General features: G+C 29.3%; 25 protein-coding genes. All 25 read right to left on the reverse strand.

What is annotated here, in order from left to right; genetic code table 11:
* Positions 1–135: 135 nt before the first annotated feature.
* The 25 genes from RDX53_RS03935 to dnaK all read right to left on the reverse strand — a co-directional run bounded on the left by RDX53_RS03935 (position 136) and on the right by dnaK (position 25,845).
* Complete coding sequence (locus RDX53_RS03935; protein WP_307993741.1) at positions 136–987, reverse strand: DUF4085 family protein; 852 nt, start codon at positions 985–987, stop codon at positions 136–138.
* Between the two features lie 251 nt (positions 988–1,238).
* Entirely contained in the window at positions 1,239–3,869 is a 2,631-nt protein-coding gene (gene ppdK / locus RDX53_RS03940) for a pyruvate, phosphate dikinase (protein ID WP_195930250.1), read from the reverse strand.
* Positions 3,870–3,977: 108 nt separating this feature from the next.
* On the reverse strand, positions 3,978–4,820 hold the full coding sequence (locus tag RDX53_RS03945; protein ID WP_307993742.1) for a pyruvate, water dikinase regulatory protein: 843 nt from the start codon (positions 4,818–4,820) through the stop codon (positions 3,978–3,980).
* Positions 4,821–4,833: 13 nt separating this feature from the next.
* Positions 4,834–5,469, reverse strand: coding sequence for a helix-turn-helix transcriptional regulator (locus tag RDX53_RS03950; protein WP_195930248.1), 636 nt, complete (start codon positions 5,467–5,469; stop codon positions 4,834–4,836).
* 510 nt (positions 5,470–5,979) lie between these two features.
* Complete coding sequence (gene glyS, locus RDX53_RS03955; protein ID WP_195930247.1) at positions 5,980–8,046, reverse strand: glycine--tRNA ligase subunit beta; 2,067 nt, start codon at positions 8,044–8,046, stop codon at positions 5,980–5,982.
* Positions 8,046–8,924: a glycine--tRNA ligase subunit alpha gene (glyQ, locus tag RDX53_RS03960; RefSeq protein ID WP_195930246.1), complete on the reverse strand. Its 879-nt coding sequence runs from the start codon at positions 8,922–8,924 to the stop codon at positions 8,046–8,048. The genes glyS and glyQ overlap by 1 nt, the downstream gene beginning before the upstream one ends.
* Before the next feature lie 306 nt (positions 8,925–9,230).
* Entirely contained in the window at positions 9,231–9,845 is a 615-nt protein-coding gene (locus tag RDX53_RS03965; RefSeq protein WP_195931656.1) for a DUF4342 domain-containing protein, read from the reverse strand.
* Position 9,846: 1 nt separating this feature from the next.
* Positions 9,847–10,611: a DNA repair protein RecO gene (recO, locus tag RDX53_RS03970; RefSeq protein WP_195931657.1), complete on the reverse strand. Its 765-nt coding sequence runs from the start codon at positions 10,609–10,611 to the stop codon at positions 9,847–9,849.
* Positions 10,577–10,732: a YqzL family protein gene (locus tag RDX53_RS03975; protein ID WP_295571534.1), complete on the reverse strand. Its 156-nt coding sequence runs from the start codon at positions 10,730–10,732 to the stop codon at positions 10,577–10,579. The genes recO and RDX53_RS03975 overlap by 35 nt, the downstream gene beginning before the upstream one ends.
* Before the next feature lie 66 nt (positions 10,733–10,798).
* Positions 10,799–12,187: a magnesium transporter gene (gene mgtE / locus RDX53_RS03980; protein WP_195931658.1), complete on the reverse strand. Its 1,389-nt coding sequence runs from the start codon at positions 12,185–12,187 to the stop codon at positions 10,799–10,801.
* Positions 12,188–12,198: 11 nt separating this feature from the next.
* Positions 12,199–13,089, reverse strand: a complete 891-nt coding sequence (era, locus tag RDX53_RS03985) for a GTPase Era (RefSeq protein ID WP_195931659.1) — start codon at positions 13,087–13,089, stop codon at positions 12,199–12,201.
* A 190-nt stretch (positions 13,090–13,279) separates the two neighbouring features.
* Entirely contained in the window at positions 13,280–14,002 is a 723-nt protein-coding gene (locus RDX53_RS03990) for a diacylglycerol kinase (RefSeq protein WP_295761405.1), read from the reverse strand.
* 6 nt (positions 14,003–14,008) lie between these two features.
* Complete coding sequence (gene ybeY / locus RDX53_RS03995; RefSeq protein ID WP_195931661.1) at positions 14,009–14,470, reverse strand: rRNA maturation RNase YbeY; 462 nt, start codon at positions 14,468–14,470, stop codon at positions 14,009–14,011.
* Positions 14,471–14,571: 101 nt separating this feature from the next.
* Positions 14,572–15,576, reverse strand: a complete 1,005-nt coding sequence (locus RDX53_RS04000; RefSeq protein WP_307993743.1) for a PhoH family protein — start codon at positions 15,574–15,576, stop codon at positions 14,572–14,574.
* 49 nt (positions 15,577–15,625) lie between these two features.
* On the reverse strand, positions 15,626–16,909 hold the full coding sequence (locus RDX53_RS04005) for a sporulation protein YqfD (protein ID WP_307993744.1): 1,284 nt from the start codon (positions 16,907–16,909) through the stop codon (positions 15,626–15,628).
* Between the two features lie 14 nt (positions 16,910–16,923).
* Entirely contained in the window at positions 16,924–17,157 is a 234-nt protein-coding gene (locus RDX53_RS04010; RefSeq protein ID WP_195931792.1) for a YabP/YqfC family sporulation protein, read from the reverse strand.
* 143 nt (positions 17,158–17,300) lie between these two features.
* Positions 17,301–17,798 (reverse strand): TspO/MBR family protein, encoded by a 498-nt coding sequence (locus RDX53_RS04015; RefSeq protein ID WP_295676044.1) that lies wholly within the window; start codon positions 17,796–17,798, stop codon positions 17,301–17,303.
* Positions 17,799–18,064: 266 nt separating this feature from the next.
* Complete coding sequence (locus RDX53_RS04020) at positions 18,065–18,508, reverse strand: GatB/YqeY domain-containing protein (RefSeq protein WP_195930839.1); 444 nt, start codon at positions 18,506–18,508, stop codon at positions 18,065–18,067.
* Positions 18,509–18,550: 42 nt separating this feature from the next.
* The gene (gene rpsU / locus RDX53_RS04025; protein WP_002844447.1) at positions 18,551–18,730 is read right to left on the reverse strand and encodes a 30S ribosomal protein S21; all 180 of its coding nucleotides are present in this window, start codon (positions 18,728–18,730) and stop codon (positions 18,551–18,553) included.
* Between the two features lie 187 nt (positions 18,731–18,917).
* Entirely contained in the window at positions 18,918–19,268 is a 351-nt protein-coding gene (locus RDX53_RS04030; RefSeq protein ID WP_295676046.1) for a histidine triad nucleotide-binding protein, read from the reverse strand.
* A gap of 41 nt (positions 19,269–19,309) precedes the next feature.
* Entirely contained in the window at positions 19,310–20,608 is a 1,299-nt protein-coding gene (gene mtaB / locus RDX53_RS04035; RefSeq protein ID WP_307993745.1) for a tRNA (N(6)-L-threonylcarbamoyladenosine(37)-C(2))-methylthiotransferase MtaB, read from the reverse strand.
* Complete coding sequence (locus RDX53_RS04040) at positions 20,608–21,360, reverse strand: 16S rRNA (uracil(1498)-N(3))-methyltransferase (protein WP_307993746.1); 753 nt, start codon at positions 21,358–21,360, stop codon at positions 20,608–20,610. Before RDX53_RS04040 ends, mtaB begins: the two co-directional genes overlap by 1 nt.
* 8 nt (positions 21,361–21,368) lie before the next feature.
* Positions 21,369–22,310, reverse strand: coding sequence for a 50S ribosomal protein L11 methyltransferase (gene prmA, locus RDX53_RS04045; protein WP_307993747.1), 942 nt, complete (start codon positions 22,308–22,310; stop codon positions 21,369–21,371).
* A gap of 357 nt (positions 22,311–22,667) precedes the next feature.
* Positions 22,668–23,837 carry a molecular chaperone DnaJ gene (dnaJ, locus tag RDX53_RS04050; protein WP_307993748.1) on the reverse strand — a complete coding sequence of 390 codons (1,170 nt, stop codon included), beginning with the start codon at positions 23,835–23,837 and terminating at the stop codon, positions 22,668–22,670.
* Positions 23,838–23,991: 154 nt separating this feature from the next.
* Positions 23,992–25,845 carry a molecular chaperone DnaK gene (gene dnaK, locus RDX53_RS04055; protein WP_295761412.1) on the reverse strand — a complete coding sequence of 618 codons (1,854 nt, stop codon included), beginning with the start codon at positions 25,843–25,845 and terminating at the stop codon, positions 23,992–23,994.
* Between the last annotated feature and the right edge of the window lie 59 nt (positions 25,846–25,904).

Raw genomic sequence — 25,904 nt, forward strand, 5'->3', positions numbered from 1 at the left:
CTTTTTAATATTTTATCTCCTAATACAATTATAAATTATAATCGACTAATTTCGCCACACTTACGAAAAATTAATAAAATGCCATTTTTTATAATATCTTAATTATTATAAAACTGACATTTTATTTTTAATCATCTATTCAAATGTTAAATCGCTTGCTGTAAGCGTGATATAATTATATCCATTTTCACCATCAACAGCTATATGAAACTCATATCCTTTGTCGCATAAATACATTTCATCATAAACCCAATAACAACCTTCAACAAAGTTATTTTCTAATATCTCTGCATCTTTATATATTACTTTATTTATATTTGTAAATCCACCGCTATTATCTAATTCAAATACTATATCATTTCCTTCTTTTTTTATATCTAAAATTCTACAATCGTGGAAATTATAATTTTCTTTTATATTAGCTGGCACTTTATCACTTATACTATACCAGTGTTTATTATATTCATTGAATGCTTTTTCAAATCTTTTTTCACATTCTTGACTGTATTTTTCTACTAAATCCTTAACATTTTGCGTTGAAAGTCCAAGTGCTAGTACTCTTATATCCGCTACTTCATCTAGTATTTCTTTTGCTAAAGAAGTTTTTAAGTCTTCTATTTCACCTTGATGCATTTCTAAGAAATCTTTTGTAAGTTTCTCTTCATCATATTCTTCTACTTCATATTCTGCACTATCTTGTTCATTTTGTAAAAGCTCTTGTCTTAATTGTTCAAATTCTTCATCAGACATTATATCTCTAGCATTTACTATATTACCTTCATCGTCCATAAGTTGTATATCTTCCCAAGTTTCCGGTTCATATTCTATTTCTGATGCTTCCTTTTCAGCTTCTAAAAATTCATTTAATTTTTCATTATAAAGTTTTTTATAATAATCCTCTGATAATTGTTCTGCATTTGAATCAACATCTAAGTCTAAACAAATATCTTTATTTCCGTAATACCATTCTTTTGTAAGGTACTTCATATTTTTTCCTCCTAAAATCTTCGTATGTATTTAAAATTATAAATTATTTTACCTAAATTCATATAAAATCTCAACTCTTTTTAAAAATAAGCAACTCTTTCTTGTAAAATTTAAAATTTCATAAGAATTAAAAAATTCGCTTCGCTCATGTCGCCAACGAATCGAAGATTCCGTTGCTTAAGTTAAATAGGTTGAAAATTAAAAAAGCTACCTCATATTGAGATAGCTTTTTTTAAATTATTTACTAATAATTATTTTCTAGGATTTTTTATAGTCGCTCTTGCAGCAGCAAGTCTAGCTATTGGAACTCTATATGGTGAGCAAGATACATAGTTAAGTCCTGTATTGTAACAGAATTCTACTGAAGATGGTTCTCCACCATGTTCTCCACATATACCTAATTTGATATTGTCACCTTTTTCTCCTCTTGCTAATTTTGCAGCCATTTGAACTAATTTACCAACACCGTCTTGGTCTAATACTTGGAATGGATCTTTTTCAAGTATTTCTCTATCAACATATTCACCTAAGAATTTACCTGCATCATCTCTTGAGTATCCAAATGTCATTTGAGTTAAGTCATTTGTACCGAAACTGAAGAAATCTGCTTCTTTTGCTATTTCATCAGCTATCAAGCAAGCTCTAGGTATTTCTATCATTGTACCAACAGTGTATTTAAGTTCTACACCAGCTTCTTTTATAATTTCTTCTGCTGTATCAACTATTATTTGTTTAACTGTTTTAAATTCGTTTATAGCACCAACAAGAGGTATCATTATTTCTGGTTCAACGTTTAAACCTTCTTTATTTACTGCTATAGCTGCATTTATTATTGCTTTAGTTTGCATTACAGCTATTTCTGGATATGTTACAGCAAGTCTACAACCTCTGTGACCTAACATTGGGTTGAACTCTGCTAATTCTTCACATCTTTTCTTAATTGCTATAGGTTGTATTCCCATATCTTTAGCTAGTTCTTCTATAGTTTCGTCGTCTTGTGGTAAGAATTCATGTAGTGGTGGGTCTAATAGTCTTATATTAACTGGACGCTCACCCATAACTCTATAAATATCTTCAAAGTCTTTTTGTTGCATTGGAAGTAATGTTTCTAATGCTTTAACTCTTTCTTCTACAGTATTTGATAAAATCATTTTTCTAACTGCAGGTATTCTTTCTTCATCGAAGAACATATGCTCAGTTCTACAAAGTCCTATACCTTCTGCTCCAAACTCAACAGCAGCTTTTGCATCTCTTGGATTGTCTGCATTAGTTCTAACTTGCATTTGTCTTATTTCATCGACCCAACTCATTAATTTTTCAAAGTTACCAGTCATATCTGCTGTAGCTTTGTTTACATTTCCTAAATAAACTACACCAGTAGATCCGTCTAAAGATATATAATCTCCTTCTTTAAGCACTAAATCGCCAACTTCTAAAGTTTTTGCAACTTCGCTTACTTTTATTTCTCCACAACCAGCTACACAGCATTTACCCATACCTCTGGCAACAACTGCAGCATGTGAAGTCATACCACCTCTTGCAGTAAGTATACCTTGAGCACTTACCATACCTTCGATATCTTCTGGAGAAGTTTCTTGTCTAACAAGTATTGTTTCTGTACCGTCTTTTGATGCTTCAACTACATCTTCAGCACTGAAGTATATTTTACCGCTAGCAGCTCCTGGAGATGCAGGAAGACCTTTTGCTAAAACTTCAGCTTCTTTTAAAGATTTATCTTCAAATTTTGGATGTAGTAATTGATCTAATTGGTTAGGTTCAATTCTCATTATTGCTTCTTCTTTTGTGATTAAACCTTCTTGTACTAAATCAACAGCTACATTTATAGCTGATTTTGCTGTTCTCTTACCATTTCTAGTTTGTAATAAGAACAGTTTTCCTCTTTCTATAGTAAACTCGATATCTTGCATATCTCTGTAATGTTTTTCTAATTTGTCTGCAGTTTCTACAAATTGTTTATATATATCTGGCATTATATTTTCTAGTGTTGCTATTTTTTGTGGTGTTCTTATACCCGCAACAACATCTTCACCTTGAGCATTTATTAAGTATTCACCTAATAATTTATTTTCTCCTGTAGCAGGGTCTCTTGTAAATGCAACACCTGTACCACTATTGTCACCCATATTACCAAATACCATTGATTGTACGTTTACTGCTGTTCCTAAATTATTAGGTATATCATTTAATTTTCTATATACTATTGCACGAGGGTTGTTCCAAGATCTAAATACTGCCTCAACAGCTAACATTAATTGTTTTTTAGGTTCTTGTGGGAAGTCTTCTTTTACCTCTTTTTTGTATATAGCTTTAAATTCTTCAACTATTGCTTTTAAATGGTCTGTAGTTAATTCTGTATCAAATTTAAATCCATTTGTTTCTTTATATCTGTCTAATACGCTTTCAAATTTATATTTAGGCACTTCCATAGCAACATCAGAAAACATTTGTATAAATCTTCTATAACTATCGTATGCAAATCTTTCATTTTCAGTAGCTTTAGCAAGACCTACAACAGTATTATCATTTAAACCTAAGTTTAATATTGTATCCATCATACCTGGCATTGATATAACTGCACCTGAACGAACAGATACTAATAAAGGATTTTCTGTTGAACCTAATTCTTTACCTAATTCTGATTCTAATTGCGCTAATTTTGATTCTATTTGTTCTATTATTTCTGGTTTTATAGTTTTATTGCTAACATAGTAGTCATTACATGCTTCTGTTGAAATTGTAAATCCTGGAGGCACAGGTAATCCTATCTTAGTCATTTCAGCTAAATTAGCTCCTTTTCCTCCTAATAAAGATTTCATGTCTTTATTTCCTTCGTTGAAACTGTAAACATATTTAGTTTCCATTTTCTTTTCCTCCAATAACTTCTATTATTTTCTTTAGAAAAATTTTTATATTAAAGTCAATTTTAAAAATGCTATTAAAATCGGCTATTTAAACAATACTAATGATCTCTATGCGTCTTTATGTGTTTTTTTATGTATCCCTTTTTCTTTCATTATATCTAAAATATCACTTGCTGTTTCTTCGATTGCCTTATCAGATACATTTATAACTGGACAACCTATTTTTTTCATTACTTTTTCTGCATAATCAAGTTCTTCTAGTATTCTGTCAAACTTAGCATAATTTGCACTACTAGATAGTCCAAGAGCTTTTAATCTTGTTGTTCTAACTTGATTAAGCACTTCTGGTGAATTAGTAAGACCTATTATTTTTCTTGGATCTATTTCGTATACTTCTTTTGGTATCGGTATTTCTGGAACTAAAGGCACATTAGCTACTTTTATGTTTCTATTTGCTAAGTACATACTCAGCGGTGTTTTTGAAGTTCTTGATATACCTATTAAAACTAATTCAGCTTCTAATATACCTTTGTTTGGTTCTTTACCATCATCATACTTAACAGCGAATTCTATAGCTGCAATTCTTCTGAAGTAACTCTCGTCCATTTTTCTGATAATGCCCGCTTCCCCTTTTGGTGCCCTACCAGTTTTTTCAGATAATATTCTCAAGATATCTGTTAATAAATCTATTTTTAAGATACCATTTGCCTCACAGTAGTCACTTGCCATTTTTGCTAACTTAGGATTAACTAATGTATAAACAAACATTGCATTGCATCTTTTTGCGCTTTCTAATAATTCCATTAAAACTTCTTCAGTATTCACAAATGGATGTCTTCTTATATCATATTCATCTTCCGATAATCCAAATTGTGATATTGCAGCTCTAGAAACTTGTTGTGCTGTTTCTCCTATTGAATCTGAAACTGCATAAATTAGTAAATTATCCATCGGGTAATCCTCCTTATTCTCCAGCAATCTCTAAGAATAGTTTTGTTATATTTGTCTTTGAGATTCTGCCTATTACCTTCATTGTGTGGTTATCTTTATCAGTATCTACAACTGGTATAGAATCTATTTCATGTTCAATAATTTTTCTAGCTGCTAATACTATACTGTCTTCTCTTTCAACTGTCACAACATTAGGCGTTCTAGTCATAACCATTCCTATTGGCATTTTATTGATATCAAGACCCCCAATTGTTGCTTTTAATAAATCTTTACGTGAAACTACTCCACATAAATTTTCTTGGTCATCTATAATAAATATACTTCCTACATCAGATAAAAACATCTCTACTATTACATCGTATAAACTTACATCTTTTTTTACTACTACAGGCATTCCCATCATATCTTCAACTTTTTTTTCTTTTATGTCATTTCCTAATAAATTAATTTGGCTGACACCTGTATAAAAATATCCAACTTTTGGTCTTGCATCTAATATTCCTGTCATTGTTAAAATAGCTAAGTCTGATCTTAGTGTCGCCCTAGTAACGTTTAACATTGATGCTATATTTTCACTCGTTATAGGTTGATTTTCTTTTACTATTTCTATTATTTTTTGTTGTCTTTGATTAAGTTGAATTATAATCACCTTCTTTCAATACGCTATACTTTTTGCCATCTTTTTCCTATATAGTATATTATAGAACTCTATTTGCTATTCTGTAAACACTTTTTTTATTTAGTGTGTCCTATTTTCCATATTTTATATAAATGCTATATGTTATTTATGATAATTATTAAACATAATTAATTTACTTTTTTATTTTTCTAATTATTTCTACATTTATGTTGTATACTTTTAGATAAAATTTACACACACTTATATATCTTATTGTTTAATTATACTATATAATATATATTTTGGAATATATATATTAATTAAATACATACTAAATCAATTTTTTTTATATAAAAAGAGAATTTATTTTCATTTATAGTAGATAAATGTTTATTTTTGTTGATAATTATTATTACTCATTTCCGAAAAAAAACAAGCATATAGGTTTACTCATGTTTAATAAAAGTTTGCCTATATGCCTATTTTATTTTTAAGGTTATATTTAATAATTACATATACAGTGTTTTATAAGTATTATCTTTATTTATAAACTATTTTAGATAAATCACATATAGTTAACATTGTATCGTATATTTGTTTTAATAATCCTAATCTATTTTCTTTAACAGCTTCGTCTTTGTCCATTATCATTACATTGTCGAATAGATTATCTACAAGTGGTTTTATTGAAGCAAAAGCATCTAAAGCTTTGTTGTATTCTTTATTAGCTAAGAATCCTTCAACTTGTGCTTTTATTTCTTTAAATCCAGCATTTAATTTAATTTCTGCATCTTCTTTTAATAGAGATTCTTCAACTCTATCAGATTCAGCTTTTTGAGCTAAAGTAGAAACTCTGTTAAATGCAGTTAACATTTCAACTAATTCTTCTTTTTGAAGCCAGTTATTTAATTCAACTGCTCTTGTATGTATATCAGATATACTGTTTAAGTTAGAGCTTAATACTGCATCTATTACATCATATCTTATACCTAAATCTTTAAATAAGTTTTTGATTCTTTCTATGAAGAAGTCCATTATTTGAGAAGTAACTTCAGCTTTATCGAAAGCTAAGTGACTGTAGTTATCAAGAGCATCACTTATTAATTGTTCTAAGTTTATGTCTAGTTTTTGGTCTAATAATATACTTAATATACCTAAAGCTTGACGTCTTAAAGCATAAGGGTCTTGAGAACCTGATGGTTTTATTCCTATTGCAAAGAATCCTGCTATAGAATCTAATTTATCAGCTATAGATAATGCTATACCAGCTTTAGTTTGTGGAAGTATATCTCCAGCAAATCTTGGTAGGTAGTGTTCAAATATAGCTTGTGCTACATCGTCATTTTCACCACTAACTTTAGCATATTCACGTCCCATTACACCTTGAAGTTCAGTAAACTCGAATACCATATTAGTTACTAAGTCTGCTTTACATAATTTAGCTGCTCTTAAAGTGTCATTTAATGCTTCTTTTTCATCAAGATTATTTATTATATCTGATGCTAATTTTTCTATTCTTAAAGTTTTGTCATATACTGTTCCTAATTTAGCTTGGAATACAACAGTTTTTAAATTTTCTACAAATGATTCAAGAGGCTTTTTGATATCTTCATCATAGAAGAATAAAGCATCTGCAAGTCTAGCTTCTAAAACTTTTTCGTTACCTGCTTTAACTGTTTCTATTCCGTTTTTGTCACCATTTCTAACAGCTATAAAGTATGGTAATAATTTACCGTCTTTAGAAACAGGGAAATATCTTTGGTGCTCTTTCATAGGAGTTGTTACAACTTCTTTTGGAAGTTTTACATAATCTGCGTTGAACTCTCCATAAAATGCAGTTGGATATTCTACTAAATAAGTTATTTCTTCTAATAAATCGTCTTCTATCTCAACTTCTCCACCTAAAGATTTTGCTACTTCTTCAGCTTGTGCTTTTATAGCTTCTTTTCTTACATTTTGGTCTAAAACTACAGAGTTTTTACTTAATTGTTTGAAGTAGTCTTCTATTGAGAAAACTTCTATTTGGTTTCTTCCTAAGAATCTGTGGCCTCTAGTTATATTAGATGCTACTATTCCCTCTAAGTTTATTGGTAATACTTCATCATTTAATAAAGCAACCATCCATCTTATTGGTCTAGCAAATCTCATATTTTTTCCACCCCAACGCATAGCTTTTGGGAATGTAACACCTTTTATAGCAGCTGGAACTATTTCTTTTAAAACTTCAGAAGTCGCTTGTCCTTCTTGTTTTAAAGTACCGAATAAGTATTCATCTTTTCCAACTTGCTTGAAGTATACGTTAGCTTCGTCTAATCCTTTACTTTTCATAAATCCTAAAGCAGGTTTTGTAAAGTTTCCATCAGCATCTACTGATATTTTTTTAGATGGTCCTTTTAATTCTTCTTCAAGATCACTTTGTTTGTCACATATATTGTTTATAACAAAAGTAAGTCTTCTTGGAGTTCCATATTTCTCTATATTTTCAAATTCAACTCTATTTTCTTTTAATGATTTTTCTAAGTTTTCTTTTATTTGTGTTAATGTAGATTCAACAAATCTTGATGGTAATTCTTCTACACCAACTTCTAGTAAAAAGTAATTTTTCATTATTTTTCACCTTCCTTTATAAGAGGGTATCCCATTTCTTTTCTTTGATCAACATAAAGTTGTGAAACAGCTTTTGCCATATCTCTAACTCTTCCTATAAATGAAGCTCTTTGACTTACCCCTATAGCTCCATTTGCATCTAATGTATTAAATGCATGTGAACATTTTAAAACATAGTCATACGCTGGTATAACTAATCCTTTATCTAATATTCTTAATGCTTCTTTTTCATATATATCAAATAAATTGAATAACATTTCTGAATCACATTCTTCAAATGCATACATTGTGTTTTCAAATTCTTGTTTTTTGAATACATCGCCGTAAGTTATTTTGTCATTCCATTTTAAATCGTATACGCTATCTACATCTTGTATATACATAGCAAGTCTTTCTAAACCATATGTAATTTCACCAGTTTCTAATTCACATTCTATACCACCAACTTGTTGGAAATAAGTGAACTGAGTAACTTCCATACCATCTAGCCAAACTTCCCATCCAAGTCCCCAAGCACCAACAGTTGTTGATTCCCAGTTATCTTCAACGAATCTTATATCGTGTTCTAATGGATTTATTCCTATAGCTTCTAAACTTTTTAAATATAAATCTTGTATATCATCTGGTGATGGTTTTAATATAACTTGGAATTGGTGATGTTGATATAATCTGTTTGGATTTTCACCATATCTACCGTCTGCAGGTCTTCTACATGGCTCAACATAACACACGCTCCATGGTTCTGGTCCTAAAGAACGTAAAAGTGTGTTAGGATTCATAGTTCCTGCACCTTTTTCAACATCATAAGGTTGCATCATGATACATCCTTGCTTAGCCCAATAGCTTTGTAAAGCAAGTATCATTTCTTGAAAATTCATAATAATACCTCCTGTAATATTTTCTAATATATTATGAAAATTATTTATTTTATTTAATAATATTAAAGCCTCTCGCTTACACGAAAGGCTTTAAAGTACTTCGTTAATACGATTAGGATAACAAAAGTGCTTTAATTTGTCAATATTGTTGCCCTATCTACTATTATAAGCCAAATTGTATTTTTTTTACCATAAAATAAACTTTATTTAATATATAAAATTTAATATACAAAAAATTAAGGTAGAGATAAAAATTATCCTACCTAAAATTTTTAATATATAGATGTATTTTTAGTTTATTTTAAATTATTGTTGATTATTGTTGTCGTCTTTTACATCGTATGATTTTTTATCTAAACTTATTACTATTTCATCATCTTGTTTTTTCATTTCATCATTAGGATAAGTGTTTGATTCTTTATTTTTGTCCATAGCTTCTTTTACGTCTTTTGCTTTATTAGATACCATGTCTTTTATAGTGTTGAATTTTTCTTCACTAAATTCTCCTAAATCGATAACAGTATCTCCATCTTCATTAGCTATTTTGATTTTGCATTTTGAAAGTACTGCAGCTGATAATCCAACTAAAGTAAGCATTGGTCCTATTATAACACCTACTACACCTACAGTAAGTGGTATATTTAACATAGTTTCTCCTTTTCTTTCGATGATTAATCTAACAACATTACTTTTCTTTATTAGGTCTAAAACTTGTTCTTTTAGTTCGTCTGTATTTTTCCCAAAGATTTCTGTAGTTTTCTTTGAAGATCCTTTTAAATCACTGTAGTTTGATTCTAAGTATATAATAGCTTCAACTACATTTCCGTCAGTTTTTTGTAATGCTTCTTTAGCTTGTTTATAAGTTGCCTTTGGCAATCTAGCCAATACTTTATCTATGGCTTCTATTGTTACTTGACTCATATTATTCAGCTCCCTTTTTATTTTCTATGCTCTCTATTAAGTTTAATGACTTAAACCCTCTGTTGTCAATATATTGATTTAAATACCTTTTCAATAGTATATCCAATTCTTTTACTATATATTTTGATACTTTTGCTTTATTACATGTCAAAATGTCATTATTTAATATATATTCCATTAGTCTAATAGTTGTTAAATCTATTTTCATATTGTAGTCAAAAAGTTCTCTACAATTTTCGCAGATAACTCCTCCTTCATATATATTAAATACACTATTATTTAGATTTTTATTACCACAATTACTACATCTATTAACTACAGGTCTAAACCCTATATAATCTAAAAACTTTAATTCAAATACATCTTTTATATATATCATGTCTATTTCTTCTTTAGCAAATAGATATAAAGTCTGTGCTAATAAAATAAATAATCTGTTGTTAGTTATCTCGTCTTCTAAATTATAGTCAATAAGTTGAATAATATACGTAGCATATGAAAAAGCATCTAAATTATAAGATATTTCATAAAAACTCTTTATTATTTCAGTTTGAGTTACGCTATACATACTTCCTTGCTTTTTTAAAGTAAAGGTTGAATATGCAAAAACTTGACAAGATGATAAAAGGGCACTTTTAGTCCTTCTCGCACCTTTTGCTATTGCAGATATTTTGCCAAGCTTTCGTGTAAATATAGTTAATATTAAATCATTTTCCTTATATTTTACAGCCCTAAGGACTATTCCTTGGGTGTTTACAATCACCATTATTATTCAACGTCTCCCTTTTCTCGAATTTTTGTTTATTTAAAATTCGATAGTCATATAAATATAGATATGCTTCTATACTTCCAGTTTTTTTAAAAACTTCCCAAAGTAATTTATACATCTAAAAAACCCCCTTCTTACATTTTATTCGTAGTTTTTGTAAGAAGAGGTTAAAAAATTCATCTATTTAAGAAACAATTTTTGACAAAAATATTGTCGTAATTATGAAAAATAACACTACGCCTATCATATCTAATAAAACAGATATAAGAGGTGAAGATATTATAGATATGTCTCCTGATAAATGTTTTAGCATAAGTGGTGTAAAGCTACCTATCATAGAGCCTACAACCATATTTATTAATACACAAATAGCTATTACTACAGCCATATTTAAATTATCTAAGATTAAATAAGCCATTATTCCGATTATAATGGAACATAATAATCCTGTTATCAATCCAACAGCACCTTCTTTTAGTACTGTTTTAAAATCTATATTTTCCTCATTATTGGATAAAGTCATTATTGTAAGTGATGAAGCCTGCATTCCAACACTTCCACCCATACCTAAAATTACAGGTACAAAGCATAGAAATTTAACATAAGTTAACCCTTCTACAAAAGTAGTTTTAGTTAATATGATAGCAGTGAATAATCCCCCTATTAATATTAATATTAACCAAGGAATTCTAGCTCTTACTGATGATGCTATTTGCTCTAACATAGTTGAATTTGGTTTTTCTGCGACATCTCTTTCATGTTCAGAAGACCCAGCCAATTTATATAAATCCTCTGTTGCTTCTTCCTCCATAACGTCTATTATATCATCGACAGTTATTATACCTTTTAGAACATTTTCTCTATCTACAACAGGTATAGCTATTAAATCGTATTTTGATACTAATTTTACTGCTAATTCTCTATCGTCGTCATCGTATACTGAGATAATATTTTCACTCATTAAATCTCCAACAACAACAGAATCTCTAGCTGTTATAAGCTCTCTAAGAGATAATACACCTACTAATTTTTCATCATTATCGACAACGTATATGTAGTAAATAGTCTCAGCATCTTCTGCATTTTGTCTCATATGGTCTATAGCTTCTTTTGCTGTCATATTTTCGTTGACTTCGATATAACCAGTAGTCATTATTCCACCAGTTGATTCTTCTTCATATCCAAGAAGTTTTTTAACGTCTTCGGCGTCTTCTTTATTTAATAGATTTATTATTCTTTGTCTTTCATCTTCGTCTAATTCGCTTAATATATCTGTTAAGTCATCAAGAGACATCTGTTCTAATATGTTTCTTCCATGTTGTACGTCTATTAACGAAAGCATTGTTCTAAAAAAGTCTGATCCGCTTTCCTCTAGTATTGATGCTGATACATCAATTGGTAAAACCTCAAAAAGCTTTACTTTCATTTCTTCATCTAAGTTTTCCATTACATCTAGTATATCCATTGTGTGATATTCTTCTAATAGTTCCCTTAGTTCCAATACTTTATTGTTTTCTAATAAATCATTCACCTGTTCTAACAACAGTCTAGAATCATCATTTTTCCTATCCATATAATCCACCTTTATTTATCATTATATCCAAAATCACTGATGTAATTTTGTAGATTTCTCCAGTTCTCTTTTACTTTTACCCATAATTGGAGATTTATTTTTGAACCTAATAAAAGCTCCATGTCTTCTCTTGCTGATTTTCCTATACCTTTTAATTTTCTACCGTTTTTCCCTATTATGATACCTTTGTGAGAGTCTCTTTCACAGTATATAACAGCTGATATATCTACTATATCTTTGTCATTTCTTGATTTCATTCTCTCAACTTCTACAGCAACTCCATGAGGTACTTCATCATTTAAGTAGTGTAATACTTTTTCTCTTATTAATTCTGAAACAAGCACTCTTTCTGGTTGGTCTGTTATCATATAATCTGGGAAGTATTTTGGACCTTCTTCAAGATACTTTCCTATAACTTTTAATAGTTCATTTACATTTCTTCCTTTAAGAGCTGATATTGGAACTATTTCTTTGAATACTTCTTCTTTTGAATATAAATGCATTAATTCAAATAACTCAGCTTCTTCTAGTTTGTCTATTTTGTTTAAAACTAATATAACTGGAGTTTTTATTCCTTTTAAGTCTTCGATTATTTTTCTATCTCCAGGCCCGATTTTTTTAGAATCATCTACTACGAATAATACTAAATCAACATTTTTAAATGCATCTGTTGCTGATTTTACCATGAACTCGCCTAGTTTATTTTTTGGTTTGTGTATACCTGGTGTATCCAAAAATACAATTTGGCAATCTTCATCAGTGTACACAGCTTGAATTGTGTTTCTTGTAGTTTGAGGTTTGTCACTCATTATAGCTATTTTTTCCCCTACTACGTTATTCATTAATGTTGATTTCCCTACGTTTGGTCTACCTACTATACTAACAAATCCTGATTTGAACATTTACATTTTCTCCTAACTTTCTGTCTTTTACTAATTTTGTTTATTTTGTCATTGCTTAAAAGTCGCCCTTAGCAAAATAATTATGGTAATCATTTTTCGATATTAATCTTATTCATATTCTTACCATAATACTATATTATAACACAAAGATATAATTTAACTATTATCTATTTGCTTTAATTAATTTTTTTTAATAAAAATTAAATATCTTAATTTGGAAGACGAGCATTGCTACTAATATTCCGAGCAATGCTCCCGCTACAGTCTCCCAAAATGTATGTATTTTACCTTCTATACGGCTTTGTGCAACTAACACAGCCATTATATATCCTAAAGCTGCTACAATTGGATTTTCTATAATCATTGTTATAGATGTTGCAAGTGCAAATGCAAGTGCCGCATGACCACTTGGCATTCCACCTTGAAGCGGTGTACCCGTAGCTGTAAGCGCCTTTACTACAACTACAGAAATTAAAACTAATACTATGCATATTAAAGTTACATGCGGATCTGATTTTCTGATTGAAACTATTACTGACTGAGATAAATGCATAAATTTATTATAAAAAATCAAATATCCCACTGCCACCGCATTTAATGATGCAATTAAAACTCCACCTGCTGCTACATCCTTTGCGATTTTTGCCAATGGATGAATCTCATTTGTAGTTAAATCTACTGCATTTTCTACAGCTGTATTAAACATTTCTGATACGATTACTAAACTTATTGATAGTAATAATATCATCATTTCTACTCTACTTAAATTTAGAAATAGACTTATTAAAAGTACTACTACTGCTATAACATAATGGATTTTCATATTTCTTTCGTGTTTAAATGTATATATAACACCTTCAATAGCTGCATTAAATGCCTTTATTATATTTTGGCGTGGTTTGTTTCTTTTCATAAAAACCTACTCCCTTGTTATTCCTAACTTGTTTAAAATATACTCTTCCTTTTGTCTCATTTCTTTTGTATTTTCTTCAGTATCGTGGTCATATCCTAATAAGTGGAACATACTGTGGCAAACTAAGAAGCATACTTCCCTTTCAAAGCTATGGTTGTACTCTTGACTTTGCTCAAACGCTCTTTCTAATGATATTACTATATCTCCTAGAGATTCTTCTCCAAAATCTATACCAAATTCATCTTCTACTAAAAGAGGGAATGATAATACGTCTGTCGCTCTGTCTATTCCTCTATATTCATTATTTAATTGATGTATTTCTTTATTATCTACAAAAGATAAGCTTACTTCATAATTATCATCATAATCTTCATAATCTAAACATTCTAATATAATATCTTTTATTTTTTCTATTAATTCTTCGCTAACTTCTAATTTGTCTTGTCTATCGTCTATTATTAATTCCATAAATTCACCTACTATTTTAACATTTATCTTTCTATTTATTTTATATAGGAAATTATTTAATCCTATATTTGTTATTATCTTTATAATTTATTTTTAAATTCTTATCTTCTAGAATTTTTCATTGTTTTTTCTTTTTTACTTTTTTTGAATTCTTCTTTTTTTTCATACTTATCGTATGCTTTTATTATTCTTTGAACTAATTCATGTCTTACAACGTCTTTTTCTGTAAGTTCTATTTTACCAATTCCTTTTATATTTTCAAGTATTGTTGTCGCTTGAACTAGCCCACTTCTCTTTTTATCTGGTAAATCTGTTTGAGTTATATCTCCTGTTACTACAGCTTTAGACCCAAATCCAAGTCTTGTTAAAAACATCTTCATCTGTTCTGGAGTTGTATTTTGAGCTTCATCTAGTATTATGAAGGCATTGTCTAATGTTCTACCTCTCATAAATGCAAGTGGTGCAACTTCTATAGTACCCCTTTCTAGGAATTTGTTTACTCTTTCTCCACCAAGCATATCGAATAAAGCGTCGTATAATGGTCTTAAATATGGATCTACCTTATCTTTTAAATCTCCTGGTAAAAATCCTAAACTCTCTCCCGCCTCTACTGCTGGTCTAGTTAATACAATTCTATTTACTTCGTCCTTTTTAAAAGCACTAACAGCCATCGCAACTGCCAGATAAGTTTTACCTGTACCAGCTGGTCCTATTCCGAAGGTTATATCATTTTGATTTATTAATTCAATATATTTCTTTTGACCTAGCGTCTTAGGTTGTACTGCTTTTCCCTTTTTTGTTACAACTATAACATCATCTAGTTCTTTTATCATCATTTCACTGCCCTCAAGCAATAATGATAAACTGTAAGTAACTGACTGTTTATCTAGTGATTTTCCTTTTATAACAGTATCTTGTAATTCAGTCATAAGCTTATATGCTAAGTCTACGTTTTTTTCTTCACCCATTAAAACAATATTACCTTCTCTTAAAATAACATCAATACTTAATGTATCTTCTATTAATTTAATATTTTCATCGAAGTTTCCAAATAATTCTCTTTCAAATTCTTGTTCTGCAATTAAAAATTTTCTTTGTGTTATCAATTAAATTGTGCCTCCTTAAAAGTTTTACCCTTTTTATTCATATATTTTATTAACTATTCTTCGTTTCATCATCTTTGTTATTTTGTTGTTGTTCAAATTCATTTTTTATATCATTTATAGGTCTTTTAGTTGGGTTAGATGGCACTGGTTCTCCATCTTCACTCTTGTTATTTTCTTGTAAAATTTGATTTATTTCTTGCTTACTAAGAGAATATACTTTGGATATATCTTCACTTGCTTGTACTGTTACAATATATTCTAACATATTTTTACTAACTTTATGTTGATAATTTACATCCCCCATTTTAGCAGATGCAGGCATCATATAATATAAATCTTTCAATGCTTTTTGTTTTAATTCTTCTTTTAATTTGTTTGAATCTACTTCAACTTGTTTTTTTTGCACTTCATAAAATGTGCTCACTACTATCTTAATTGGGAAAGTATAATTGCCAAGTTTAATATCTTTAGTTTTATTTTCAATTATGTAATCTTTATATTTTATATTTCTATTTATTTCAAATTCTTTGTCATAAAAAGTTATAGTGTATACGTTTTTGCTCTTGCCTGTCTTTTTATTTATTGTTTTTATGTACGGTTTTTTCTGAACACTTTCATAAAAAGTTGTCGCCCATACTTCCGGCATAGATGTAGTATTTGCACCCTGAATTAGAAGATCTCCTTTTTTGACTATATCCCCTACTTGAACAACAGCTTCTCCACTTCTTGCAATTACCTTCTCTATTATACCATTTTTAGATGCAATAATATTACAATAATTAGAATTAGCTACTTTTGTACTCTCATCATCTTTTTTTGTAACTGTTACAAATACATTTGTTCCCTTTACATTGATAGATAAGTACGCAACTTCGTCTATTTCCTGCATTATATGATCTCTAATAATTTTTCTATCTATTGTATTTTTAAATACTCCAGGTTTTAATCCACATTCTTCTAACTCTGCTTTTAATACTTTTTTATCTATACCTTCAGGACAGTCTATGTATATATCTGTTACAAATTGAGTTGTCGAAAGAAGTAATAAAAGAGATACTATTGCAGAAAAAACCATTGTTTTGTATTTATATATTCTTCTTGCTAAAAATGGAATTCCTGTTTTTTGTTTTATTTTAACCTCAAACTTATTACCTCTATACATATTTTTTATTTTTTTCAAATCACTTCTAGATACACTAAATTCTACTTTTGTTTTATCAATTCTTTTTACATTATAAATAGGTACTCTATTTTTACAAATAAAATTTAAATATTTCTCTGTATCTATCCCTTCCACAACTAATACATAATATCCTTTAATATAATTAATCAATTTTATTCCTCCCCTTAATCAACATATTCTAGAGAATAAATTATCCCCTTTATGCCTATCTCCCCTTCGTTTATATACTTTAGAACAAGTTTATCGCCAGTTATTTTAACTATTTTTTCTTTTGTCTTTATTCTTATTAAATTATTATCAAATTCAACTATATTTACGTAATTTTCTATACTCAAAAACGTATTACTAACAATAGTAATAATAGGTTTTATAACTTGTAAATCTGATGATATCTCCATAAACTTCCTCCTTAAATAGATTTTCTTCATATATTTTATGAATTTAAATGCTTATAAATGTTATATGTTATATATTATGTATATGACACAAACTCTTTTTTAATATTTAAACAAAAAAAATTACTACCCTATAGGTAGTAAACTTATTTATTTAATATCCATATAAAATAGCTTAAAAATATTACAAAAAATATCCAAAGTAAATAAGGTATGTTTATTAAACTTGCTCTTTGATCTACTTTATAAAATTTATAAATCATTGCTATAAGGACAAGACCTAAAAGTATGCTTTCTATAAATGCAACAAATCTTAAGTTTAATCCAAAGAACAATATACTCCATAGAAAATTTAAAACTAATTGAAGATAATAAAAGAACATAGCATCATTTATTTTTTGAGTACTTTTCTTTGAACTTAGAATTATGTACGCTGATATACCCATCAAGATATATAATATCGGCCAAATAATAGGAAATACTGATGCCGGAGGAGAAAAATCCGGTTTTATTAATTGCATATACTGCATTTTAAAAGGCATTTGAGATAGTAAAACTGCAATTGAACTACTTAGTATACCTGTTACTAGCGGAATAGCAACACATATAATAAATTTTTTTATCTCTTTAACAGATATAATCAATATTTTCACCTTCCTAATAATTATTAAATATAAATCACTAAGTTTTTAATTTATTTTTATTTTAAAATTCTTTTATAATAATTATGTAGAAGGATTTAAATATATTACACTATAAATTTTATAGACTTATTTATTTTACAGTGTAAATTTTATAGTTTTATTTATTATTTTTAATAGATATAGTCTTATATTATTTGACGAAATTTGTCTTTTTATTGTTTTTAAAAACGTAAAAAGGTCTAGAATATTATTCTAGACCTTTTAATCTATTGTAAGTTTTTTCTAACTAATTCATTTATTAGCTTTCCATCAGCACGCCCTTTTACTTTAGGCATTATTGATGACATAATATGCTTCATATCTTTCATTGAAGTAGCTCCAACTTCTGATATAGTAGCAATTACGATTTCGTTTAGTTCTTCTTCGCTTAATTGTTGAGGTAGGTACTCTTTTAAAACTTCTATTTCAGCTTCTGCTTGAGTCATTAAATCTTCTCTTCCGGCTTTTTTAAACTCGTCTAGAGAATCTTTTGTTTGTTTTAGTAGTTTAGCTATAAGATCTATAATTTGAGAATCATCTAGCTCAACCCTATTATCGACTTCATATTGCTTAATTGAAGCCCTAATTAAAGTTACTACTGATTTTTTAGTATTATCTTTGTTTTTCATAGAAGACTTTAGATCTTCTTGTAACTTTTGTTTAAGGGACATTCCCTTCACCTCTTTATTTCATATTACTACTTTTAGATATTACTATCTTTTAGCATTTTTTCTTCTAGCTGCTTCAGCTTTTTTCTTACGTTTAACACTTGGTTTATCATAGTGTTCTCTTTTTCTTACTTCTGACATTATGCCAGACATAGCGCATTGACGTTTAAATCTTCTTAAAGCACTATCTAATGATTCATTTTCTCTTACTCTTACTTCTGACATTCTTTTTCCCTCCCTCCGATTTCGCGAATTATGTATAAAATCGTGTTAGTCCTTACAAAACCTCTGCGATTTCATACTTGTATATTATAAACTATATTTTTATATTTATCAAGTATTTTAATTAAATATAAAATGAAATTATTAATATACAAGAACATTTTTACTTTTTTCACCAAAAACATTCAATTTATTTGGCATCTTTTTCATACATTGGAAGTTTCTTTCCAGCTAACACGTGGAAATGAATGTGTTTTACCTCTTGACCACCATCAGAACCGCAGTTATTTATTATTCTAAATCCTTTATCTGCAAATCCTTTTTCTTTTGCTATTATATTAATTACTTTATGAATATGTGCAATAATATCCATATCTTCTTCATTAACATCTATCATACTATCATAGTGTTTTTTAGGTATTACTAAAATATGATATGGTGCAACAGGGTTTATATCATTAAATGCTAAAACCTTGTCATCTTCATATACTATATCGCCTGGTATTTCTCTATCTATTATTTTACAAAATAAACAGTCCATCCCCTCTACACCTCCTGTCTAATTATATGTATTTCTACATACTATACCAAAATTCCTTCTAAGAATTCATTTTTTACATCTGTTATTTTTACTTTTAAAATTTGTTCTGATAAATCTTTATCGCTTTCTACTATAACTTTAACATAGTTTTCTGTTAAACCTTCAAATTTATTATCTCCAACTTTTTGTTCAAATAATACATTAAATTCTTTGTCTAACATTTTTTGCCCAAATTTTTTGAAGTTTTCTTCGTTTAATTGAAGTAATTTTTCACTTCTTTCATGTTTTGTGCTTGGGTCTACTTGATTTTCCATAGTAGCAGCTGGTGTTCCTTTTCTTGGTGAATATTTGAAGATATGCATATGAGTAAGTTCTATATCTTTTAAGAACTCATATGTTTTATCAAATTCTTCATTTGTCTCACCTGGGAATCCAACTATAACATCTGTAGTTATAGATACATTTGGTATAGCTGCTCTCAGTCTATCTACTATTGTTTTATATTCTTCTGTTGTATATCTACGTTTCATTCTTTTTAAAGTTTCATCACATCCACTTTGAAGTGATAAGTGGTAGTGTGGACAAACTTTATCCATAGCTGAAACTGCTTCTACAAATTCATCTGTAAATAATATAGGTTCAACAGAGCTAAGTCTTATTCTCTCTATTCCTTCTATATTATTTATTTGTTTTATTACGTCTAGAAGTTTTATATCAGTTTCTTTTATGTCTTTTCCATAAGATGCAACATGTATTCCTGTTAAAACTACTTCTTTATATCCATTAGCTGCAAGATTTTCTACTTCTTTAACTATACTTTCTAAATCTCTACTTCTAACTCTGCCTCTTGCATATGGTATTATGCAGTATGAACAGTATCTATCACATCCATCTTGTATTTTTAAGAAAGCTCTAGTTTTTCCGTTAGTTTTGTTTATTTCGATTTCTTCGAAAGCTTTAACTTTCATTATATCGTCAACTGTACTAATTTTTCTGCTTGCATCGATTTTTTTAACTTCTTCTACGATTTTTTTTCTATCATTTGTACCCATAACAAGATTTACTTCGTCTATTGAAAGTATTTCTTCTGGAGATACTTGTGAATAACATCCAACTACAGCGATTATCGCGTCTGGATTTTTCTTTTTCATTCTTCTTATATATTGTCTTGATTTTCTATCACTCATATGAGTTACTGTACAAGTATTTATAACATAAACATCTGCATAATCTTCTGTTTCTGCTTTTTCATATCCTTCTTTTTCGAATAATTCAAGCATTGCTTCTGTTTCGTATTGGTTTACTTTACACCCTAAAGTATAAAATGCCACTCTTTTCATTAAATATTTCCTCCTAAGTCACTTAGTTCATATAAAACTATTGAAGAAGCGACTACTGATGCAGTTTCCGTTCTCAATATTCTCGGTCCTAATGATACAACTTTAGAATCTATATCTTGAATATTTTCTATTTCTTCTTCTTCAAATCCACCTTCAGGTCCTACAAAGATTCCTATTGTATTTATATCGGCATCTTTAATTGCACTTTTTATAGATACAGTTCTTTCATTTTCATAAGGACATATATTCATATCGTTGTTTTTCATGTCTTCTAAAGCTTCTTTAAATGGCAAAATACCTCTTAATTTAGGTATCTTACCTCTTTTACTTTGTTTAGCAGCCTCATACATAATTCTTTCCCAACGCTCTATTTTTTTGCCTTCTTTTTTGTCGTCAACTTTGACTACACTTCTCTTTGTAGATACTAAAATAATTTCATCAACTCCAACTTCCGTAAGTTTTTGAAGTATTAATTCCATTTTAGTACTTTTAGGAAGACCTTGATATAGTTTTACTTTTAAGTCTGATTCTCTTTTTATTTCTCTTTTTTCGATTATATCTAAATCTACTTGCTCTTTGTTTATTTCTGTTATTTCACAGATGTATTCAGAGTTGTCATTATCACATATTTCTAATTTTTCACCGATTTTACATCTTAAAACTTTAGATATATGTTTTACATCTTCTCCTACTATTACACATGTGTTGTTTTCTAAATTTATATTAGTCTTATCTACGAAAAATCTATCCATTATTTCACCTACTTAAGTTTAGAAACTATAGCTGACCATTCTCCTAATCTCTCAACTTTAACTATTTCAAATCCGTTTTCTTCTAAAGCTTGACAAACTTCATCTATTTTAGCAAGTATTATACCAGAAGATATGAATACACCATCATCTTTTAAGAATTTGCTTACATCTTTAGCAAGTATTTTTATTATATCTGCTATTATGTTTGCAACTATTACGTCTGCTTTAGAGTCTACAACTTCAAATAATGAACCATGTTTAACTACTACTTTGTCAGATATGTTGTTTATTTCACAGTTTTCTTTTGATACTTTTACTGCTACTTCGTCTAAGTCACCTGCTACTACTTCTTTTGCACCTAACTGTGCAGCTGCAATTGCAAGTATACCACTACCACAACCTATATCAAATACAGTTTTTGTTTCGTCTACGTAGTTTTCTAATTCTCTTATACACATAGAAGTAGTCTCATGAGTTCCTGTTCCGAATGCCATCCCTGGATCTAATTCTATTATTAGGTCACCTTCTTGTTTTTCATACTCTTCCCAGCTAGGTTTTACAACTATTTTTTTACCTACTTTTGTTGGTTTGTAGTATTTTTTCCATTCATTTGCCCAATCAGATTCGTTGACATTGCTTAAAGATACAGAACCTTCACCTATATCTAATCCGAATGATGGTAATAAAGCTATTCTAGCTTTTACTGTTTCGATTAATTCTAATACATTTCTTTCTTCTGGTATGTAAGTTTTTATAAGTACTCCGTCTTGTCCACTTTTGTTGAATACTTCTTCTTCAACATAATCCCAATCTAGTTCATTTTTCTTTTGGAATAAGAAGTCTTTTGGGTCTTCTATCATAACCCCTCCACATCTTTCTTCCATTAATATGTTACTTATTGCTTCTACAGCTTCTGTAGTAGTTTTTATAGTTACTTCTGTCCAATTCATAATATAATTATCTTCCTTTCTAGGTTTTATTATTTAAAGTTATAATTTTATACTTATGATTTTCAATTTTAAAAATTTCATTTAATTATTATATCATATTTAATCTATTGGTTAATTACTAAATTACATCTATCGCCAAAATTCTGCAATTTTTTTAGTTTTTAAATCATATAATTAACAGTTTTTTCTGTATTTATATATTTTGTCCTAAATATTGTAATTTTATAATTCATACAAAAACTTCTTATAGATTTAATAACCATTATTTCTCTTATTAAAACTTTTTAGTTTTAAATTTTTAGCAAAAAAAAGTATTTTAAATAGCAGTTAACTATTTAAAATACTTTTTAAATAAATTTATTTCTTTAAATTTTTGAAAAAAGTGTCTATCTTGTTCTTCCAATTCCTCTGTTTTTCGTGGACTTTGTTTCCGCAAGATTCATCAAATTTTCTTAATAATTCTTTTTGATCTTCGTTTAATTTTTTAGGTGTATCTATTATAACTTTAACGTATTGGTCACCTCTAGAATTACTTCTTAATTTAGGTATACCTTTTTCTCTAAGTCTAAATACTGTTCCTGTTTGAGTTCCTTCAGGTAAAGTGTATGAAACTTTTCCGTCTAGTGTAGGTACTTCTAATTTATCCCCTAATGCCGCTTGAGTAAATCTTATTGGCATTTCTATATAAACGTCGTATCCTTCTCTTGTGAATATATCGTGTTTTTGTACATTAACTACGATATATAAATCTCCTCTAGGACCGCCTTTTTCTCCTACTTCACCTTGACCAGAAAGTTTTATCATTTGACCATCATCTATACCTGCTGGTATATCAACTTCTATTGTCTTAGTTTTTCTTACGCTACCTTTTCCATGACATTTGTTACATGGTGATTCATTTATTTCCCCTTCACCATCACATGTAGAACATGTTCTTTGGCTAGCTATATTACCGAATGGAGTTCTTTGAACACTTTGAACTGTTCCTGAACCATGACAAGTAGGACAAGTTTTTTTAGATGTTCCTGGTCTTGCTCCACTACCATGACATTCTTCACATTCTTCACTTCTATTTATTTTAACTTTTATTTTCTTACCGAATGCAGCATCTTCAAAACTAATAGTAACTGATTGTCTTATATCTGCACCACGTTTTGGTCCTCTTCTTCTAGATGAAGAACTTCCGAATCCACCTCCAAAGCTAGAACCGAATATGTCTCCGAATATATCTTCGAATCCACCGAAGCCACTTCCTCCGAATCCGCCGAATCCTTGACCGCCGCCAAATCCGCCTTGACCATTTAATCCGTCGTGTCCAAATCTATCATAAGTACTTCTTTTTTCTTCATCAGAAAGAACTTCATAAGCTTCATTTATTTCTTTGAATTTTTCTTCAGCATCTTTATCACCAGGATTTTTGTCTGGGTGATATTTCATTGCTAATTTTCTATAAGCTTTTTTAATCTCTTTAGCGTCTGCGTCTTTGCCTACACCAAGTACCTCATAGTAATCTCTTTTTTCACTCAAGGATTTCACCACCTTTACATCTTACAAAATAATAGCTTGTAGAATGTTAAACTACAAGCTATTATAAATTTATTTTAACAGACTAATCTTCTTTACTAAGTACTTTTAAAAAGTACGTTAATTTTATTATACACAAATACTCTGTCTTTGTAACCTATTTATCATCAACTTCTGTAAAATCTGCATCTACTACGTTGTCATCGCCATTTCCAGCGTTTGAACCTTGGTCATAACCAGCATCTTGAGCTTCTGCACCTTGTGCTGCTTGAGCTTGTTGATACATTTGTTCAGATATTTTATGGAATTTGTTCATTACTTCATCCATTGCAGTTTTTAATTCTTCAGCTGTTGCGCTTTCTTTATCTTTAACTGCTTTTAAGTTTTCTAAAGCACTTTCTATAGCTGATTTATCTTCTGCACTTACTTTATCTCCTAATTCGTTTAAAGTTTTTTCAGTTTGATAAATAGTTGATTCAGCTTGGTTTAATGCTTCTATTTTTTCTTTCTTTTGTTTATCAGCTTCAGCATTCATTTCTGCTTCTTTAACTTTTCTTTCTATTTCTTCTTCTGATAAGTTAGTTCCTGAAGTTATAGTAACTTTTTGTTCTTTTCCAGTTCCTAAATCTTTAGCAGTAACGTGAACTATACCATTAGCATCTATATCGAAAGTAACTTCTATTTGAGGTATTCCTCTTGGAGCTGGTGGTATTTCAGATAATTGGAATCTACCTAATGTAGTATTATCGTAAGCCATTGATCTTTCACCTTGTAATACGTGTATATCAACAGCAGTTTGGTTATCTGCAGCAGTTGAGAATACTTGAGATTTTTTAGTTGGTATAGTAGTATTTCTTTCTATTATTTTAGTCATTACGTTACCCATAGTTTCTATACCTAATGATAATGGAGTAACATCTAATAATAATAAGTCGTTAACTTCACCAGTTAAAACACCAGCTTGTATAGCAGCACCAGCAGCAACACATTCATCTGGGTTTATACCTTTGTGAGGTTCTTTTCCTATGAAGTTTTTAACAGCTTCTTGAACTGCAGGTATTCTTGTTGAACCACCTACTAATAATACGTCGTCTATTTCTGAAACTGAAAGTCCAGCATCAGCTAAAGCACTCTTAGTTGGTCCCATAGTTTTTTCTACTAAATCAGCAGTTAATTCGTTGAATTTAGCTCTTGATAAATCTATATTCATGTGTTTTGGTCCTTCTGCAGTTGCAGTTATGAATGGTAGATTTATGTTAGTTGACATTGTTGAAGATAATTCTTTTTTAGCTTTTTCAGCAGCTTCTTTTAATCTTTGTAATGCCATTTTGTCTGATCTTAAATCAACACCTTCAGCTTTTTTGAATTCGTCAGCTAAGTAATCTATTATAACTTTATCGAAGTCGTCTCCACCTAATCTGTTGTTACCAGCAGTAGCTAAAACTTCGAAAGTACCGTCACCTATTTCAAGTATTGATACGTCGAAAGTACCTCCACCTAAGTCAAATACTAATATTTTCTTTTCTTCGTCTAATTTATCCATACCGTAAGCAAGAGCTGCAGCAGTTGGTTCGTTTATTATTCTTTTAACGTCAAGTCCTGCTATTCTACCTGCATCTTTAGTTGCTTGTCTTTGAGCATCTGTGAAGTATGCTGGAACAGTTATAACTGCTTCTGTTACTGTTTGACCTAAGTAACTTTCTGCATCTGATTTTAATTTTTGAAGTATTATAGCTGATATTTCTTGTGGAGTATATCCTTTACCATCTATATCTACTTTGTAATCTGTACCCATATGAGTTTTTATTGAAGTTACAGTTCTTTCTGCATTTGTAACTGCTTGTCTTTTTGCAGGTTCCCCTACTATTCTTTCACCATCTTTTGTAAATGCTACTACTGATGGTGTAGTTCTCATACCTTCGTTATTTGCTATTATTTGAGGTTCTCCACCTTCTAAAACTGCTACACAAGAGTTTGTTGTACCTAAATCTATACCTATTACTTTTGCCATGTTAATACGCCTCCTGGAATTTTCATTTTAATTAATTTATTTAATTTGTTAGCTATTTT

The organism is uncultured Intestinibacter sp. (assembly GCF_902468165.1).
In the GTDB taxonomy this organism is placed as follows: Bacteria; Bacillota; Clostridia; order Peptostreptococcales; family Peptostreptococcaceae; genus Intestinibacter.